At 62.2% G+C, this 17,183-nt stretch carries 14 protein-coding genes; 7 read left to right on the plus strand and 7 right to left on the minus strand.

Annotation, left to right across the window (positions count from 1 at the left end; all coding sequences use genetic code 11):
- The first annotated feature begins 12 nt into the window (after nt 1-12).
- On the plus strand, nt 13-939 hold the full coding sequence (locus tag L1069_RS24180) for a LysR family transcriptional regulator (RefSeq protein WP_275423081.1): 927 nt from the start codon (nt 13-15) through the stop codon (nt 937-939).
- A 100-nt stretch (nt 940-1,039) separates the two neighbouring features.
- On the opposite strand, the gene L1069_RS15395 is transcribed toward L1069_RS24180, so the two are convergent.
- The 6 genes from L1069_RS15395 to L1069_RS15420 form a co-directional block, all read right to left on the minus strand.
- Nucleotides 1,040-2,869: a BCCT family transporter gene (locus L1069_RS15395; RefSeq protein ID WP_237456248.1), complete on the minus strand. Its 1,830-nt coding sequence runs from the start codon at nt 2,867-2,869 to the stop codon at nt 1,040-1,042.
- A gap of 77 nt (nt 2,870-2,946) precedes the next feature.
- On the minus strand, nt 2,947-3,957 hold the full coding sequence (locus L1069_RS15400) for an Ldh family oxidoreductase (protein WP_237456249.1): 1,011 nt from the start codon (nt 3,955-3,957) through the stop codon (nt 2,947-2,949).
- Nucleotides 3,958-3,970: 13 nt separating this feature from the next.
- Entirely contained in the window at nt 3,971-4,618 is a 648-nt protein-coding gene (locus L1069_RS15405) for a DUF3726 domain-containing protein (protein ID WP_129370141.1), read from the minus strand.
- Nucleotides 4,615-6,327, minus strand: a complete 1,713-nt coding sequence (locus L1069_RS15410) for a hypothetical protein (RefSeq protein ID WP_129370140.1) — start codon at nt 6,325-6,327, stop codon at nt 4,615-4,617. The genes L1069_RS15405 and L1069_RS15410 overlap by 4 nt, the downstream gene beginning before the upstream one ends.
- 5 nt (nt 6,328-6,332) lie before the next feature.
- Nucleotides 6,333-7,316, minus strand: a complete 984-nt coding sequence (locus L1069_RS15415) for a membrane dipeptidase (RefSeq protein WP_134830342.1) — start codon at nt 7,314-7,316, stop codon at nt 6,333-6,335.
- A 135-nt stretch (nt 7,317-7,451) separates the two neighbouring features.
- The gene (locus L1069_RS15420; RefSeq protein WP_129370138.1) at nt 7,452-8,897 is read right to left on the minus strand and encodes an aldehyde dehydrogenase family protein; all 1,446 of its coding nucleotides are present in this window, start codon (nt 8,895-8,897) and stop codon (nt 7,452-7,454) included.
- A gap of 105 nt (nt 8,898-9,002) precedes the next feature.
- Here L1069_RS15420 and L1069_RS15425 point away from each other — a divergent pair, with 105 nt between their 5' ends.
- Nucleotides 9,003-9,890 (plus strand): LysR family transcriptional regulator, encoded by an 888-nt coding sequence (locus L1069_RS15425; protein ID WP_237456250.1) that lies wholly within the window; start codon nt 9,003-9,005, stop codon nt 9,888-9,890.
- 9 nt (nt 9,891-9,899) lie between these two features.
- Here L1069_RS15425 and L1069_RS15430 read toward each other — a convergent pair whose 3' ends face one another.
- Nucleotides 9,900-10,922: a LacI family DNA-binding transcriptional regulator gene (locus L1069_RS15430; protein ID WP_237456251.1), complete on the minus strand. Its 1,023-nt coding sequence runs from the start codon at nt 10,920-10,922 to the stop codon at nt 9,900-9,902.
- Between the two features lie 113 nt (nt 10,923-11,035).
- On the opposite strand from L1069_RS15430, the gene L1069_RS15435 reads away from it, so the two are divergent.
- The 5 genes from L1069_RS15435 (at nt 11,036) to L1069_RS15455 (ending at nt 16,995) form a co-directional block, all read left to right on the plus strand.
- Nucleotides 11,036-12,547: a tripartite tricarboxylate transporter permease gene (locus L1069_RS15435; RefSeq protein ID WP_129370135.1), complete on the plus strand. Its 1,512-nt coding sequence runs from the start codon at nt 11,036-11,038 to the stop codon at nt 12,545-12,547.
- Complete coding sequence (locus L1069_RS15440) at nt 12,544-12,999, plus strand: tripartite tricarboxylate transporter TctB family protein (RefSeq protein ID WP_237456252.1); 456 nt, start codon at nt 12,544-12,546, stop codon at nt 12,997-12,999. Before L1069_RS15435 ends, L1069_RS15440 begins: the two co-directional genes overlap by 4 nt.
- Nucleotides 13,000-13,052: 53 nt before the next feature.
- On the plus strand, nt 13,053-14,012 hold the full coding sequence (locus L1069_RS15445; RefSeq protein ID WP_237456253.1) for a tripartite tricarboxylate transporter substrate binding protein: 960 nt from the start codon (nt 13,053-13,055) through the stop codon (nt 14,010-14,012).
- 68 nt (nt 14,013-14,080) lie between these two features.
- Nucleotides 14,081-15,502, plus strand: coding sequence for an aldehyde dehydrogenase family protein (locus L1069_RS15450; RefSeq protein ID WP_237456254.1), 1,422 nt, complete (start codon nt 14,081-14,083; stop codon nt 15,500-15,502).
- The gene (locus tag L1069_RS15455) at nt 15,499-16,995 is read left to right on the plus strand and encodes an AMP-binding protein (protein ID WP_237456255.1); all 1,497 of its coding nucleotides are present in this window, start codon (nt 15,499-15,501) and stop codon (nt 16,993-16,995) included. The genes L1069_RS15450 and L1069_RS15455 overlap by 4 nt, the downstream gene beginning before the upstream one ends.
- Nucleotides 16,996-17,183: the final 188 nt, after the last annotated feature.

Consider the following 17,183-nt stretch of genomic DNA (forward strand, 5'->3'; position numbering starts at 1 on the left):
TAACAATTTCCTATGGAACGCTCAATACGCCCCACTGCCGGATCGCTGAATGCCCTATCGGTGCTGGAAGTGGCGGTGCGCCATGCCAGCCTGTCCCGCGCCGCGGTGGAGCTGGGCCTCAGCCAGCCTGCGGTCTCGCGCCATATCTCCACTTTGGAGGAGCGCCTGCGGCAGCCGCTGTTCGAGCGCAACAACAACCGGATCACCCCGACTGCCAATGCCTCCCGGCTGGCCGATGCGGTGGCGCTGGGACTGGGCCATGTTGATCAGGCCTGGAGCGAGGTTCTGGCCGCACCGGACACGGATGAGGTGACGCTCGCCTGCACCTTCGGCTTTGCCGATCAATGGCTGATGCCGCGTTACTCGGATCTGAGGGCCTTTCTGGGCGGCAGGCGGGTGCGGGTCGTGACCACAGATCAGCTGGGGGACATCGACCTTAGCCGCCTGGATGCAGCAGTTGTCTGGGATCCGTCACGGATGCCGGACCGCCCTTATTTTCCGCTGATCCCGGCAGAAACCTTCCCCATATGCAGCCCCGGTTTTCTGGAGACCTACCCAGAGGCAAAGAGCAACATTGCGCAACTCGCGCCGGATCTGTTTTTGCATTTTGACACCGGAACCTCCGGCTTTCTGACCTGGGATGGCTGGTTTTCCCATGCAGGGCTGCAGGCGCCGCAATTCGGCACCGCCGCGGAATTCGACGCCTATCCGTTCCTGCTGCAGTCGGTGCGGCGCGGCGAAGGCATTGGGCTGGGCTGGGCGGGGATTGCCGATCAGGCCCTGGCAGCCGGCGAGGTGCTGCGGCTGGGGCCTTCGGTGTCGGACAGGCCGCACAGCTACTTTCTGCAGTACCGCGAATCCTGCGGCAGCGCGCTGGAGCGGATGCTGAAGTGGTTCAAACTGGAGGCCGCCAGCCAGGATCCAGTCAGCCCGACGTGAAAAGGGCCGGAGGGATTTCTCCCGCCGGCCCTATTACCGCCTGAACGGGCGGCAGATCGGTTTACCGGGCCGCTTTGGTATAGCAGCCCGGAGGTGTTGCTTATTCAGCAGGTGCGCTTTCCCCAGCCTTTTCACGCTGGCCGTCACGGAACAGCGCCTTGGCCAAAGCCACACACATCAGCCCCATGACCATGGTGAAGGGCAGCGCGCCGATGATCATCGCGCTTTTCAGCGCCTCCATCGGGTCGGCTCCGCCGTTCTGCTTGCCCGCGAACAGGAGGGTGCCGATCACGGCTGTCAGGATCAGGCCCCAAACGATTTTATGCTTGTTGCCGATGTTCTGATCGCCGCCGGACATGATGGTGTTCATCACCAGGATGCCCGAGTCCGCCGAGGTGACCAGGAAGGTCATGATCAGCACCACGCACATGATGGTGATGCCCGACAGCAGGCCGCCGTCGATCATGCTTTGCAGGGTCACGAACAGCTTGGCGGTGTTCGACGCGCCGATGATGGCGCCTTCTGCCGCGCCGTTCAGTTCCAGATCGATTGCGGTGCCGCCCAGGATTGTCATCCAGGCAAAGCAGACCATCGCCGGTGCAAACACGCAGCCGATGATGAATTCACGCACCGAACGGCCGCGGGAAATGCGTGCCAGGAACAGGCCGACGAAAGGCGAGAACGCAATCCACCAGGCCCAGTAGAAGGTGGTCCAGCCTGCCTGCCAGCCGAACTGACGCTGCGGTTCACCCGCAGCATAAGCTGCCGACAGTACATCGTCGGACAGGGCAGCGGCTTCGCCTTCCAGACCCGATTTGAAGCCGTCGAAGGAGCCCCAGGCGTTAGTCGCCCCGCCACGCAGCGCATCTGCATAAGGCGCCGCTTCAGCAGGCAGCGCTGCCGAGAAGTCGGCTGCAGCCTGCGGGGTGTAAGGACCGAAGCTCAGCGAAACGAAGTGCAGGATGTAGTCCACGAAGGCCGAAGCATAGGTGGTCATTGCGAACATGAACGAGCCGAAGACCACGAAAGTCAGCAGCAGGATGAGCGACAGAACCAGGTTCAGGTTCGACAGATACTTCACGCCGCGGCCCACGCCGGACACAGCCGAGATGATCGACAGGCCCATGATGGCAAAGAGACCTGACAGCAGGCCAACAGTGCCCGGTGCAGGCGCGTCGCCGCTCATGTCCATCATCCATTCCATGCCGGTGATGGCATAGACGCCGTCAACAAACTGCGACACGCCGAAACCGATGGTCACCGACACACCCAGGATGGTGGCAACCACGCCCAGCACGTCAACCACATGGCCCGCAATGCCGTTCATCAGCTTGCCGAACAGCGGTGTCAGCGCGGTGCGGATGGTCAGCGGCATATCACGGGTATAGGCGTAGTAGGCCAGCGACAGGCCGGTCACCACATAGATCGCCCAAGCGTGGAAGCCGTAATGCAGGAACGTGTAGCGGAAGCCGGACTGAATGGCTTCTTCGGTGTTCGGAACCACGTTTTGCGCCAGCACTTCCGGGTTGGAACCCCAAAGGCCAAGCGGCTCAGCAGTAGCAAAAACCATCAGGCCGACGCCCAGGCCGGCGCCGAACATCATCGAGAACCAGGAGAAGTCCGAGAACTCCTTGCCTTGTCCCGGCGTCCCCATGATCCGCTTACCGGTTTGCGGCAATGCGGCGACCACAAACAGGAAAAAGGCGAAGAAGCCGACGATAACGATGTAGAAGGCGTTGAAGTCTTCCAGAATGCGCCAGTTCAGGCTGCCCAGAACGCCGGTGGCGTTGGCCGGCCAGACCAAGGCCCAGAGAACCAAAGCGACCATGATCCCCTTGCTGAGCAAGGCGATCTCAAGGCTGTGCCCCTTATAGAAGCCACCGTCGGAGGTTTTAATCTCCAGATCGGTGAAAGGTTGTTTAATTGACATGCGTTTCCTCCCGTTTCGCACGTGCCGCACCGAAGTGCGGATTTTCCGGCGGTTCGCGCAACCGCCGGAGTCTGGCGTCAGCCCATCAGGGCTTTGATCCTGTTCAGCGTTGCTACGCTGACCGCGACGCCATCTGTCCGGGCCTTGATCCGCTTGCCGCGGCGCCCGTCGCCCGGCAGATGTGCGCCAGTCTGCGCACGTACTGCTTCTACGATTCCGACCATTCCGGATCGAAAACTGTCATTTGAGGTGGCAACCGGGTCGATTGCGATGAACATTTGGCCGGTTTTAGGCGGCCCGCCTGCTGTGCCGGAAAACGGCGAGGCGTTGATACCGAGGGTCGCACCGGTCAGCGCAGCGGCCATAATCTCGGTCAGCAGCGCGACACCAACCCCCTTGTAGCCGCCCGACGGCGCCATGGAGCCCTTGAGGCCCGCATCCGGATCGGTGGTCGGATTGCCATCAGCGTCCAGTGCCCAGCCCAGCGGGATCTCCTTGCCTTCGCGGGCGTGTTTCATCACTTCGCTTTTCGCGATGGTGCTGGCGCTTTGGTCAATCAGCAGTTCCGGCTCGCCGTCCTCACCCGGCACCGCAATTGAAAACGGATTGGTCCCGACAACAGGTTTCTTGCCGCCCGAAGGCGCGATGGAGGCAGGCGCATTGGTAAAGCCCAGCCCCACCAGGCCGGCACGGGCCAGACGCGCGGTGTGATAGCCCAGCACGCCGCAATTATAGCTGTTGCGGATCGCCAGAACCGCGACACCCTGCTCGCGGGCAGCCGGGATCAGCGCCTCGAAACCCATATCAATAGCAGAATGGGCAAAGCCGGTGGCGGCATCCACCGCCACCACGCCGGGACGCGGGCGCGCCAGAACCGGAACCGCCTGCCCGTCCACCTTGCCGCATTGCACATGCTCGGCATAGATCGGGATATAGGCCAGGCCGTGGCTGGCGACGCCATCCGCTTCGGTTGCAGCGGTGGCCACAGCCAGCGGCCGGGCGTTGGCCTCGGACGTGCCGGCCGCCACCAGGGCGCGGAAGGACAGATCCTCGATCTCGGCAAGGGTCAGGGTTTTGGTTTCGGTCATAGCGACGCCTCTATCAGTCGTTGTCGGAGAGCCCGGCACCTGCGCCGCGCAATCGCGAGGCTTCGGTGGCGGGCGCATAAGTGCGGTGGGCAAGAACGCCAAGGCGGTCCCAGGCCTCGGCCGGTGCGCTGCCGCGCAAAACCGGCTCCCGGCGGTCGGTCATTTCAGCCGGAGTGGTGAAAGCGACCTTATCGGCAAGCATCGCTGTGTAGGCGTCGGGAGCACCCCGCGCGCACAGCTGGCGGCCATCTGTTGCAAGGTAGACACCCGCCCATTCAACAGCGACCGGAGTCTCCAGCCGCAACGCAGCCCCTGCAGCAAAGGGAACCAGCAGCAGCGGCACGCAAACACGCTCCATTTCGATCCGGCCCGCATCCATCAGCTGCACCGCGCAGTCGCTTAAGGCGGCGCCGGCAATCAGCGGGCTCATCCGCCCCGAAGGGGCGCTCCACACCCCTGCCAGTGTCAAGGGCGCCAGATCTGCGGGCGGCAAACGGTCGTTCATCTCCAGCAGCGCAGCCAGCAGTTCCGCCCCCGGAAAGCCAAAAGAAGAGAGCCAGCGCGTGCCTTTTGCAGCCTCCTCGGCCAATCCCCAGGGGAGACCGGCGCCACGGGCAGCGCGTTTGCACATTGCTTCGATTTCATTCAGGGAATGGTTCATGCCAGTGCCCCCTCTTCCAGTCTGGGATAGACCCAGAATTCGGCGTTCTCCTGCGAAAGCTCCTGCGGATAGGGCGCATTGCCGTACATGCAGATCCGCACCCACCGGTCAGAGCGGGGATCAAACTGCGTAGCACCGAAGAAGGCGAGTTTGCAACGCAGCATGTCAATCGGCAGAACGTCGTGCGAAATCGTGTTGTCCCGGATCTCGGCATAAGGTGCGCGGCCTGCAATCTGCGCACGGCGCACTGTATGGCGGTATTCAGGATGGCGCAGCAGGAACTCGGCAACGCGGATCTCGCCCTGCCAATGCGCCAGCGCATTGAACAGCGCCGCAGCATCCCGGCCAGGCGCCAGCGGCTGCTCGTATTCCTCCACCGGCTCCTCGAACCGTTCGCCCAGGCGCGGTTCCAGCTTTTCTTCCGAAACATACCAGGCGCGGGCCCGGTTTTCCCGTTTCTGCCAGTCTGTACCGATCGCCCATTCGTAAATCCGCGTCAGAAGCCCGCGCAGTTCGTCAATGGTCATCGCTCCAGCAATCCGGAATGTCGGCGTGTTGTCTGCCGCCATGCCGTCGCTCAACTCGTCAATCAGGCTGCCATAGGGTTCCAGCATCATTGAGGCCAGCCATTCCTGGCCTTCCAGAGACAGTGTTTCTTCGGCCCAGCGGTGCATCTGATCCCATGGCTGGGGACCGCTCAGCACCTGCGGAGTGCTCAGATAGGCGTCGATCTGTTCCAGGTCGTTCCGCAGCCCGGCCAGTTTGCGCACCTGGATCTCATGCTCGGACTGCCACAGGTCAACATTCTTTTTGCTGCGCTGCAAAAGCCGCAGGAACAGGGCGATTTCGTCCTCCGATGCGCTGTCCAGACTGCGGACAATACGGATTGCATCCTCGCGGGCGGCGATCCAGTTGTTGAACAGAACCGGATGGTTCAGCAGGAACGGCGCCATGCCCAGTCCGGTTGAATTGCCGATCCCAAGCGAACGGGCCAGTTCCGGGTCCAGCTGTGCTGCTGTCCGGCCTGCCGCCTTGGCACGCAGGTCTGCCATATGCTGGACCAGATCGCGCACGAACCAGCGGGTCAGGAAAACCGACAGCATCTCGGCCTGGAACGGAACCTGGAATTCCGGGCGCTTTGCGATCATCTCGCGGTCCGCCGCACCCAGTTTGCCTGATCCGTAAACAGCCGTGGTCCGCATCAGATAGCCGACGGCGTCAAGCTGGGCGGCATCCGGCTGGCGGCCTTCGGACAAGGCGGAAACCACATGTTCCCACAGGCGCACGGACCGGTTGGCGCGCGATACCGAAATCTCGCGTTCGCTGACCCGGCCGGCTTCCTGATAAGGGACATTGTTCGAAAGGCGTTCGATGTCGTCGTCTGTCGGGACACCGTCGAACAGGGCAAAGGTGGCGTCCCAGGCCGTCGCAATCACCCGGTCCGACCGCATTTCAGGCGGCAGATCATGTGCAAAGGCGATCAGGGAATAAGTCCGCGCAGGGCCGGTTGCGGAAAAGACCGCAACGCCGACCCCGTTTTCATCAATATCAAACCTGGGGCGCGAAAAGCTCCAGTTTTCGCGGGCCATGCGCCGTGTCAGAATCCGCATAAAGCTGAGGCGGCACTGGTGCAAAGAACCGAGACGGCTAAGGCGCATGACCTGCGCCGGGTCCCGTAGTGATATTGATGTCTGCGCGGTTGTTTCCATTTAGGTTATCCTTTGGGGCCAAAGTTTTCGGCAAAGAACCGGTGCCAGTTCCCGCCCATGATGCCGCTGACCTCATCATCGTTCATGCCCGTCGCGCGAAGGCCCTCTTCGATGTTTCCAAAGTCGCGGTTGTCCTTGAACCAGCTTGGCATTTCCGGGAAGCCCGGAGCGGCGGCTGATCCTTCGCCGTAATCGATTTCCTTGCTCCAGCGGCCGACACGCATCCACTCAACCACGCTGTCGGGCTGATCCTGGCACAGGTCGGTGCCGATACCGAGGTGTTCCACCCCGTATTTGTCAGCGGTGCGCGCAACCATCTCGCAGAAGCTTTGCAGGGTGCAGGCGCCCTTGTCTTTCAGGTGATGCGGATAGACCGAAAAGCCCAGCATGCCGCCGTGGCCGGTTACGGCACGGATCACATCGTCCTTCTTGTTCCGTAGCGCCGGCGACCACTCATGCGGGTTGGCATGGGTGATGGCGATCGGGCGGGTGGACAGCTCAGCCGCCTCGATGGTGGAACGGTCTGCCGAATGGCTCATATCGACCACCAGGCCAACCCGGTTCATCTCCTTGATCACCTGTTTGCCCATGCGGGTGATGCCGGGATCCTCAGCCTCATAGCAGCCGGTCGCCAGTAGCGACTGGTTGTTATAGGTGAGCTGCATGAACCGTGCGCCCAGGGTGTGCAAAATCTCAACCAGACCAATGTCGTCTTCCATCGGCGAGGGGTTCTGGAAACCGAAGAATACCGCGGTGCGGCCGGTTTCGCGCGCCTTGTCGATGTCAGAGGCCCACTGCCCCTTCATGATCAGGTCCGGATACTGTTCGAACCAGCGGTTCCACTTCTCAAAGTTCAGAACCGTTTCGCGGAAGTTCTCGTGATAGGCAATGGTGACTTGGATCGCGTCCACGCCGCCCTCGCGCAGCTGGCGGAAGATCTTCTCCGACCAGTTGGCATATTGCAGGCAATCGATACGGTATCCGGTCATTCAAGCACCTCGAAATTCAAAAAACCATCGCCCGGCCCATTGGAGCGGGCAGTAAGCGCCCGCCCCGCAATGGGCAGAACGGACGCGTCCATAAACTGGCAGGCCGGCTGCACGGCGCTGCCAGGGGTCCAATAATCAGACCGGATTGCCGGCGCTGATGTAGGCGGTCTTGACGGTGGTATAGAACTCCGCCGCTGCCTTGCCCTGCTCGCGCGGGCCATAGGAGCTGTCGCCGCGGCCGCCGAACGGCACGTGGTAGTCAGTGCCTGCGGTCGGCAGGTTGACGGTGACAACACCGGTGCGGGCGTTGCGGCGGAAATGGGTTGCGCGGGCCAGCGACTGGGTCACGATGCCCGAGGTCAGGCCGAAGTTGGTGTCGTTCACCACGCTCAGCGCTTCGTCATAGCTGCCGACCTTGATCACGCTGGTCAGCGGCGCGAACATTTCCTCGCGGTTGATGCGCATCTGGTTGTTGGTGTTCAGGAAAACGCCGGGGGACATGTAATAGCCCTCGTGCGGCATCTCCAGACGCTGGCCGCCGCAGGCGAGTTCGGCACCTTCGGATTTGCCCAGATCGACATAGGCCAGGTTCTCGTTCAGCTGCTGCTGGCTGACAACGGGGCCAATTTGCGTCCCCTCTTCCAGGGCGTGCCCGACTTTGTAGGCGCTGGCGCCGGCAACCAGTTTTTCGACAAATTCATCGTGAACCGAAGCATGCACAACCAGACGCGACGACGCGGTGCACTTCTGACCGGTGCTGCCAAAGGCACCGCCAAGCGCGAGGGTCACAGCCAGATCAATATCTGCATCGTCCATAACCGCCAGCGCGTTTTTGGACCCCATCTCCATCTGCACTTTGGTCAGGTTCTGGATCGCGGCCGAGGCGATGCCTTTGCCAACCGGAACCGAACCAGTGAAGGAAATGGCGTTGACCTTGGGGCTTTCCACCAGGCGCTGACCGATCGAGCGGCCCGAGCCCATGACCAGCGAGAACAGACCCTTGGGGATATCCTGACGCTGGATGATTTCAGTCAGCGCAACAGCCGATGCCGGGGTGATGTTGGCGGGTTTCCAAACCACGGCGTTGCCGTAGCACAGCGCCGGCGCAATCTTCCACGACGCGGTTGCGGTCGGGAAGTTCCAGGGGCTGATGATGGCAACGGTGCCAACCGCTTCGCGGCGTACGTCGATTTCAACGCCGGGACGTACAGAATCGGCGTTTTCGCCCAGCTGACGCAGGCACTCAGCTGCGTAATAGGTGAAAAACTGACCGGCGCGGTAGACTTCGCCCTTGCCTTCAGCAAACGGCTTGCCTTCTTCGCGGGCCAGCAGCGTGCCCAGTTCTTCGGCGCGGCTCATCAGCTCGTTGCCGATGTTCATCAGCACCGCCTGCTTGCGCTCCATGCCATAGGCTTCCCACTCGGCTTGCGCGATTTGCGCCTGGTCCAGCGTCGCCTCCAGCTGATCGGCGCTGGCCTGGGCAAACATGCCGACCAGATCGCTCAGATCCGAAGGGTTGCGGTTTTCGATTTCGCTTTCGCCAGCCAGCCATTCGCCGGCAATCAGGTTCAATTTGGTCACAGAGAAGCCCCAGATGCTGATTTTAAGATTTACAGCAGGATGGACTTCGGCACCCGCATCAGTCAAACTCAATTAACTGAACGTAACTACAGAATTTCTGAAGTCATGGCTTTGAAAATCGAAATGCTGCGTGCCTTTTGCACGGTGTCACAGACCGGCAACCTGTCAGAGGCGGCCAACCGTCTGGGCCGGACCCAGTCCGCTGTCTCCATGACCCTCAAACAGTTGGAGGACCATCTGGGCAAAAAGCTGTTCGAAGGCGAGCGCAAGAACCAGCTGTCATCTTTGGGAGAGCAGGTTTTTGAATTGGCCCAGAAACAAGTGCGTCAGTTCGACCAGACGGTGCGAAGCATCGAAATGGCGGCTGAGGCCATTCACGGGCTGATCCGCATCGTCTCGGTTCCGTCGGTCGCGGCGCTGGTGTTCCCGCCGGTGCTGGAGCATATGACCGCCCGCTACCCCGGCCTTAAGGTTGAATTGCGCGATACCGACACCCAGCAGGTGCTGGATGCGCTGGCCGAGGGCAAGGCGGATATCGGCATCGCCTCTGGCTATCATCCGCTGAACGGGGTCAAGGCAGTGCCGCTGTTCGAGGACCGTTTCGGACTGGTCTGCTCTGCCGTGCACCCGCTGTTTCAGCAAGGCAGCCCACCCTCCATTGCGGATGTCACCGGCGCTGGATTTGTCCGCAATGCGCTGTGTGATCTGATCCGCAATGAGCGCTTTGTCGAGGCCAGCAGCGGCGCGGATGTGACGATCCACAACACCCATTCACTGATCACCATGGTACGCACAGGGAAATGGGTCACGGTTCTGCCGCAAACCGTCGCCCGTTTCATGCCGGAAACCACGGCTTTCCGCCCGATTGCCGACCTGCCGGACAGGCGCGAGGTCTATCTGTACCAGCGCGACCGCTCCCGCTTTGCCACGCTTACCGCGGAATGCAGTGCATTCATCCAATCCTGCGACCTGTCCTGCGATCTTCCCGGCTAGCGCAATTGCTTAGGCCGGCCCGGTTGTCCCCCGGATGATCTGCTCCAGCTCACAGCACAGCCTGAAAGGTTCCGGCGTATCCGATGTGATAAAACGGGTGAACTGCGCACCTGCGAGCGTTCCGATGGTTTCAGCCGGGATCCGGACCGTTGACAGGCCGGGTTCAATATCAGCCGAGCCCTTGAAGTCGCCGATCCCCATCACCGACAGCTCCTCTGGCACCTTCAGCCCGCATTTTTGCGCCCCGTACAGCGCGCCCTGGGCTATCACGTCATTGCCGCACAACAGCGCCGTTGGACGGGACGGGCCGGCAAGCAGCTCCAAGGCCGCCTGCTTGGCCTGCGCAACACTGTAAGGCGCCTCGGATTTTCTGTCCTGCGGCACGGTGATGCCTGCAGCTTCAAGGGTTTCCAGCACCGCCGACAGCCGGTGCCGCGCCCGGTCATTGCCGCGGGTGTCAGGAAAGATCAGGCCGATATCGCGGTGCCCAAGCTCCAGCAGATGCGCCGCTGCCATCCGGCCTGCCTGCCGGTTGTCGGCGCCGACACATGGCAGTTCCGCATCCTCGGCATAGTTCCAGATCGCCATCGCCGGGGTTTTCTGCTGCGCGATCAGCCGGGCGGTGGCCTGCGAATGCTCCAGCCCGATCAGCGCCACCCCGTCGACCCGGTGTTCCAGAAACTTGCGCACCATCGCGTACTCGCGCTCCAGATCATACCCGTGCGAGGCCAGCAGCAGGCTGAACCCCTCTTTGCCGATGGCATCCGAAAACGCCTGGATCACCTCGGCAAAAATCGCATGGTTGATTGTTGGTACAACCAGGCCAATAGTGGCTGAACGCTTACCGTGCATCGTCTGCGCCGCGCGGTTGCGGATGTAACCAAGCTTCTGCACTGCGCGGCTGATCTTTTTGCGAGTCGCCGGGCTGACCAGATCCGGGTGATTAAAGGTACGCGACACCGTGGAGGGAGACACTTTGGCAGCCTTGGCCACCGCGACGATATCAACGTTACCCTTTTGTTTTAAAGCCAAAACTTCCCCTCCCGCGAGACAGTTTATGAAAACGTTTGCAATACTATTTTCATGGCCTAACCTGAATTGTCAAGAAACGTGAAAACGGGATCAGCCGGGTTGGGAGGCCCTGAATGGACTTCATATTTTACTTCGGAGACGTCTTCTCGCCGCTGTCCTTTCTGTTGCTTCTGGGCGGCACGATTGGCGGGCTGATCCTGGGGGCAACCCCGGGGCTTTCCCCCACAATGGCAGTGGCACTGCTGATCCCCTTCACCTTCCATCTGGAGGCCGTGCAGGGTCTGATCCTGCTGGGGGCGGCCTATACCTCCACTGTTGCAGGCGGCGCCGTCAGCGCCATCCTGCTGAAGATCCCCGGCGCGCCGGCCAATATCGCCACCACCCTGGACGGCCATCAGATGGCCAAGCAGGGCCAGGGCGCCAAGGCGCTGCAACTGTCCTTCCTCGCCTCTGCCGTGGGCGGCATCTTCGGCGTGCTGCTACTGATCTTCCTGACACCGCTGCTGGCCGAATGGGCGCTGGCATTCGGCCCCTCGCATCTTTTCTGGCTGGCGATCCTGGGCGTCACGGTGATCGGCTCGCTCGATTCCGCCTCGGTTGTCAAAGGCCTTCTGTCGGGCTGCATCGGGCTGTGGCTGGCAACCATCGGCTTTGACGATATCATGGGCGCCCAGCGCTTTATCTTCCACCCGTCGCTTGGCGGCGGCATCAATATCATCGCGGCCCTCATCGGCCTGTTTGCCATCCCGCAGGTGCTGACCATGTTCGCCAAGGGCCGCCGCACATCAGGTGCCGAGGTGATCGAAGTGCAAAAACACTCGGTTCTGGACGCCACCAAGGAGCTGATCCGCCGTCCCCTGGCCTTGGGCATCGGCACCATCACCGGTTCGATCATTGGCCTGATCCCCGGTGTGGGCGGCCAGATCGCCGGACTGGTGGCCTATGACCAGACCAAGAAGTTCTCCTCTGAGAAGGAGAAATTCGGCAAGGGTCACAGCGAGGGCGTGATCGCCGCGGAAGCTGCCAATAACGCCATGGTCGGCCCGTCGCTGGTGCCGCTGCTGACCCTGTCGATCCCAGGCAGCCCCACCGCCGCGGTGCTGCTGGGCGGGCTGCTGATCCACGGGATCTTTCCGGGGTCCGATCTGTTCGACAATCACCCCGATGTGGCCTGGACCTTCATCAACTCGATGCTGGTGGGCCAGGTTCTGATGTGCCTCTTCGGCCTTTACGTGGCGGGGCTTGCTGCCCGCGTCGCCCAGGTGCCGCAATCGGTGATGGCCGCCATCGTGCTGGCGCTGTCGGTGTTCGGTGCCTATTCCGTGCAAAGCTCGATGGGCGACGTCTATGTGATGGCCTGCCTTGGCATCGGCATGTATTTCCTGGAACGCTTCGGCTTCTCCGCCGCACCGCTGGTGCTGGGTCTGATCCTGGGTCCGATCGCGGAATCCAACTTCATCCAGGGCGGTATGATCGCCGATGCCACAGTGGGCCGGGCCAGCTACTTCCTGTCCGGCGGGCTGAACCTTTTCCTGATCGCCGTGGTTGTTGCCTCCGTCGCCTACTCGGCTTGGATGGAATTGCGCAGCCGCCGCTACACCACCAAAGAGGAGGCGCAGGCATGAACCGCTCTCAGCACATTTTCGGCTCCGGTCTGGTCTTTGCTGTAGGCATCTGGGTTGCCTGGATCAGCTACACGCAAGCCCCTGCCGAAGCCTTCCTGTTCCCGCGCCTGATCGCCTCGGTGTTTGTGGTGCTGGCCGGCTGGACCTTTGGCAAAGCCGTCCTCGGCCTCAGCAAGGTCGGCTCGGGCATGTCCCGCACGATGTTCCTGAACATGGTTCCGGGGCTGGTGGTGATGCTGATCTATGTCTTCTGGGCTGCCAAGACGCTGGGGTTCTATACCGCCACCACCATCGGTTTTTTCATTCTGCTGTCGCTTTATGACCCCGCGCCGCATTCCGAAGGTAAAACCTGGGTCAAGCGCGCAGTGGTCACCGCCTGCTTTGTTGCAGTGATGTACGGGCTCTTTGCGCTGCTGCTGAGCGTCTACACACCACGTGAAATTCTGTTCTGACCGTTTTAACGCGGCCCGGAAACAATAGCGAAATCATTAGGGAGAAGAAGAAAATGAAGAAACTGATTGCAGGCGCAGCCATGGCGCTGATGGGCCTGGGCGGCGCTGCCCTGGCCGAGGATTACCCGGAACGCCCAATTATGATGATGGTCTCTTACGGCGCGGGCGGTGCCACTGATTTCCAGGCCCGGATCGTGACCATGACCGCGGGCAACGAGGATGCATTGGGGATGCCCATCGCCATCATCAACAAGCCCGGCGCCGGCGGCCGTGTCGGCTGGAACTGGTTCGCCACCCAGGCCGATCCGGATGGCTACACACTGGCGGCCTACAACGTGCCTCACTTCATCGCCCAGTCGATCAAGGGCGGCGTGCAGTATTCCTCTGACAGCTTTGAACCCATCGCCAACTGGGGCGCCGACCCGGCGGTGTTTGTTGTCGCCGCGGACAGTCCTTTCACCTCAATGGCGGATGTGGTTGCCCATGCCACGGAGAACCCGGGCAAGCTGACCTTCTCCGGCGCCGGGCTGTTTGTTGGCCACCATATTGCCGCGCTGCAGATCGAAAAGGCCGCTGGCGTCAAGATGGCCTATATCCCGACCAAGGGCGGCGGCGCCGCTGCGATGAAGGCGGTGATCGCCGGCGAGGTTATGGGCGGCATCAATAACCTGTCCGACGCCTTCCGCGCGCAGGAGGCCGGCAACGTCAGAATTCTGGGCGTGGCGGACCTCGCACGTTCGGAGTTCCTGCCCGACGTGCCCACCATGCAGGAGCAGGGACTGGACGTCGATAATTCCTCGGTCAATTTCCGCGGCGTGATGGTGCCCAAAGGCACCCCGCAAGAGGTGATCGACCAACTCGCCGCCACCGTGCCCGAGATGTTCGCAAACCCCCGCGTGGCCAAGAAGATGCAGGCCGGCGGCTCGCCCATGCACATCATGAGCCGTGACGAAGTCAAAGCAATGTGGGCCGCCCGCGAACAGACGCTCAAGGAACTTCTGGCCGGGCTCTGACCCCGCGCCCACTGGCCGAAACCCTCCGGGGCAGCGCCCCTGCCCCGGACAATCAATCGAGGAAAGACATGACCGCTCAGGACGCACTCGCCTCTGGCATCGCCGAGGTGGAACAGATCGTGGCGCGCGCGCGCACCGCCCAGCAGGCATTCGAGGCCCGCGGCAGCCAGGCGCTGTATGACAAGGCAGCCTTGGCGGCAGGCTGGGCCATCATGGAACCCGCCCGCAACCGGACCCTGGCCAAGCTTGCCGTTGACTCCACCGGCCTGGGCAACGTGCCGGACAAGATCATCAAGAACCACCGCAAGACGCTGGGACTGTTGCGCGACATTGCAGACGTTCAGACCCAGGGCATCATCAGCGACGATCCCGTGACCGGCATTACCGAGATCATGCGCCCCATCGGCGTGATCGGCGCCGTTGTCCCCTCAACCAACCCGGCGGCGACGCCTGCCAACAACATCATCAACGCGCTGAAAGGCGGCAATGCCATTGTTGTGGCCCCCTCGCCCAAGGGTGTGGCCTCCTGCGAATTGCTGCTCTCCTATATCCACGCCGAATTCGCCAAGCTCGGGCTGGACCCGGATCTGGTGCAGATGATCCCCGCGCCCGGCTCCAAGGCCAAGACCCAAGCGCTGATGGAGGCCGCCGACCGGGTGATCTGCACCGGCAGCCAGAACAACGTCCACCGCGCCCAATCCTGCGGCACCCCTGCTGTCGCCGTGGGGGCAGGCAATGTACCCGTGATCGTGGACGAGACCGCCGATCTGTCCGGCGCCGCAGCAAAGATCACAGCCTCCAAGACGTTCGACAACGCCACCTCCTGCTCCTCAGAGAACTCGGTTGTGGTGGTGGACGCTGTTTACGACCGGTTTATCGCCGCATTGGCCAAGGAAGGCGGCGCGCTGATCCCCGAGGCTGACGCAGACGGCATCATTGCCAGGCTCTGGCCGGACGGCCACTTGAACCGCGACGTCATTGCACAGGACGCGGACAAAATGCTGGCTGCGCTGGACATGGGCGGAAAAGTCCCCGCAGGCACCAAATTCCTGGCGGTGGAAACCAAGGGCATCGGCCCGGATCACCCGCTGTCCGGCGAAAAGCTGAGCCGCATCCTGGCGGTCTTCCGTGCCAAGGATTTCGCGGATGCCAAAGCCATCGCCGCCCGTATTCTGGATCATCAGGGCGGCGGCCATTCCATCGGCATCCACACTGCCAAGGACGAACGTGCCGTTGAGCTGGGCCGCGAAATGCCGGCCTGCCGGGTGATCGTCAATCAGGCCCATACGTTTGCCACCGGCGGCGCCTTCACCAATGGGATGCCGTTTTCGCTGTCGATGGGATGCGGCAGCTGGGGCGGCAATTCGATCGACACCAACCTCCATTGGCGGCATTTCGTGCAAACCACCAAGATCGTGCGCGAAACCGCACCTCGCGAACCGGCATTGGACGACATCTTTGCCAGCTATTGGGCGGAGGCGGGACAATGATGGAACCGCCCAAAGGAACCATTCGCGACTGGCTGAACAAACGCGCCGAGGACGGCGGCACCGGTTTTGTCTTCCCCGATGGCGCGCCGGATCTCAGCTGGCAAGAACTGCACAACACGGCTGAGGCCATCGCCCGTTCGCTGACCGCGATGGGCATCGCCAAGGGCGAGAGCATCGCGATCCTGCATCCAAACGGGCGCGAGGCGCTCGAATGCCTGTTCGGTGTGCTCTACGGCGGCTTCCGCGCCACTATGATCAATCTGGTCGCGGGCAACAGTGCCGTCGCCTACGCGCTGCAGCACAGCGGCGCCCGTTTTGCCTTTGTGCATGACAGCCAGACCGGGCTGTTCGCGCAGGCTGCCGACCTGTCCATCCTCTCCCCATTGGACAGGCAGGCAGTAGCTGGCGGTTCACCGGCAGAGCTGCACCCGCTCTCTGCCGGTGATCACGCTTTGCTGATGTATACCTCCGGCACCACCGGGCAGCCCAAGGGGGTGGTGCACAGCCACGCCAGCCTGCTGGCCGGCGGCTGGACCACAGCCATCGCGCATGAGCTGACACCGCAGGACCGCGGTCTGTGCGTGCTGCCGGTCTACCACATCAACGGGTTGTGCGTGACGGTGATGGGCACGCTGATTTCCGGCGGCTCGCTGGCCATGTGCGAGCGTTTCTCCGCCAGCCGCTTCTGGGCGCATGCGGGCTGGTCCAAGGCCACGTGGTTTTCGGTGGTGCCGACCATCATATCGCATCTGCTGCACTCAGAGCTTGATCCCGTTGACAGCACCAGGGCACGCCTGCGCTTTGGCCGTTCCGCGTCCTCGGCGCTGGCTCCGGACGTGCAGCGTGCGTTTGAAGACCGGTTCGGCATTCCCATCATCGAAACCATGGGCCTGACGGAAACCGCCGCGCAGATCCTGTCCAATCCGCTGCCTCCGGGCACCCGCAAGATCGGCTCCCCCGGTGTCGGCTATGGCAACGGCATCGCCATCCTGGATGCAAACCAGCAGCCGGTAACCGATGGCACCGAGGGTGAACTGGCCGTACGCGGCCCCAACGTGATGCTGGAATACCTGAACAACCCGGAGGCCACGGCGGACACCTTCACCCCGGACGGCTGGCTGCGGACCGGTGATCTGGGCCGCATCGACGGAGACGGCTATGTCTTTGTCACCGGCCGCCTGAAAGAGCTGATCATCAAAGGCGGCGAAAACATCGCCCCGCGCGAGATTGACGAGGCGCTTTATTCACACCCCGACGTGATCGAGGCCGCCGCTTTTGCCCGCCCCTGCAAAAGCTACGGTGAAACGGTCGAGGCCGCGGTTAAAATCCGCGACGGCTCCTCCCTGACACCGCTGGAGCTGATCGAAATCTGCCAGTCCGTACTGGGCCGGTTCAAATCGCCAGACGAAATCCACATCCTGCCGGACCTGCCCAAAGGGCCGTCAGGGAAGATCCAGCGCAACAAAATCCTTGGGGAGATCACCAACAGCTGAACTCCCCAGGAACCCTCGCCCGCAAAATTGTAAGAAGGTCAGCTTTTCTGCCTCAATGTTTCGCGCGCGAAACATCCGGTCAGCAGTGCTGACCGGTTCGCCGCGCGGCAGCGCGGCGCCGGGCCCAACGGGTGCGGGGTCTCCGTCAGGAGATCCGGCAACGGGCGGGAGTGCAGCATCGCAGCCGC

It is taken from the genome of Leisingera sp. MMG026, from assembly GCF_021654205.1.
Lineage (GTDB): Bacteria > Pseudomonadota > Alphaproteobacteria > Rhodobacterales > Rhodobacteraceae > Leisingera.

Coding starts and splice junctions, on each gene's coding strand:
- L1069_RS15445 (WP_237456253.1), top strand. CDS start 13,053: ATGAAGAAACTGATTGCAGGCGCAGCCATGGCGCTGATGGGCCTGGGC.
- L1069_RS15455 (WP_237456255.1), top strand. CDS start 15,499: ATGATGGAACCGCCCAAAGGAACCATTCGCGACTGGCTGAACAAACGC.
- L1069_RS15435 (WP_129370135.1), top strand. CDS start 11,036: ATGGACTTCATATTTTACTTCGGAGACGTCTTCTCGCCGCTGTCCTTT.
- L1069_RS24180 (WP_275423081.1), top strand. CDS start 13: ATGGAACGCTCAATACGCCCCACTGCCGGATCGCTGAATGCCCTATCG.
- L1069_RS15415 (WP_134830342.1), bottom strand. CDS start 7,316: ATGACCGGATACCGTATCGATTGCCTGCAATATGCCAACTGGTCGGAG.
- L1069_RS15425 (WP_237456250.1), top strand. CDS start 9,003: ATGGCTTTGAAAATCGAAATGCTGCGTGCCTTTTGCACGGTGTCACAG.
- L1069_RS15405 (WP_129370141.1), bottom strand. CDS start 4,618: ATGAACCATTCCCTGAATGAAATCGAAGCAATGTGCAAACGCGCTGCC.
- L1069_RS15440 (WP_237456252.1), top strand. CDS start 12,544: ATGAACCGCTCTCAGCACATTTTCGGCTCCGGTCTGGTCTTTGCTGTA.
- L1069_RS15395 (WP_237456248.1), bottom strand. CDS start 2,869: ATGTCAATTAAACAACCTTTCACCGATCTGGAGATTAAAACCTCCGAC.
- L1069_RS15410 (WP_129370140.1), bottom strand. CDS start 6,327: ATGGAAACAACCGCGCAGACATCAATATCACTACGGGACCCGGCGCAG.
- L1069_RS15400 (WP_237456249.1), bottom strand. CDS start 3,957: ATGACCGAAACCAAAACCCTGACCCTTGCCGAGATCGAGGATCTGTCC.
- L1069_RS15450 (WP_237456254.1), top strand. CDS start 14,081: ATGACCGCTCAGGACGCACTCGCCTCTGGCATCGCCGAGGTGGAACAG.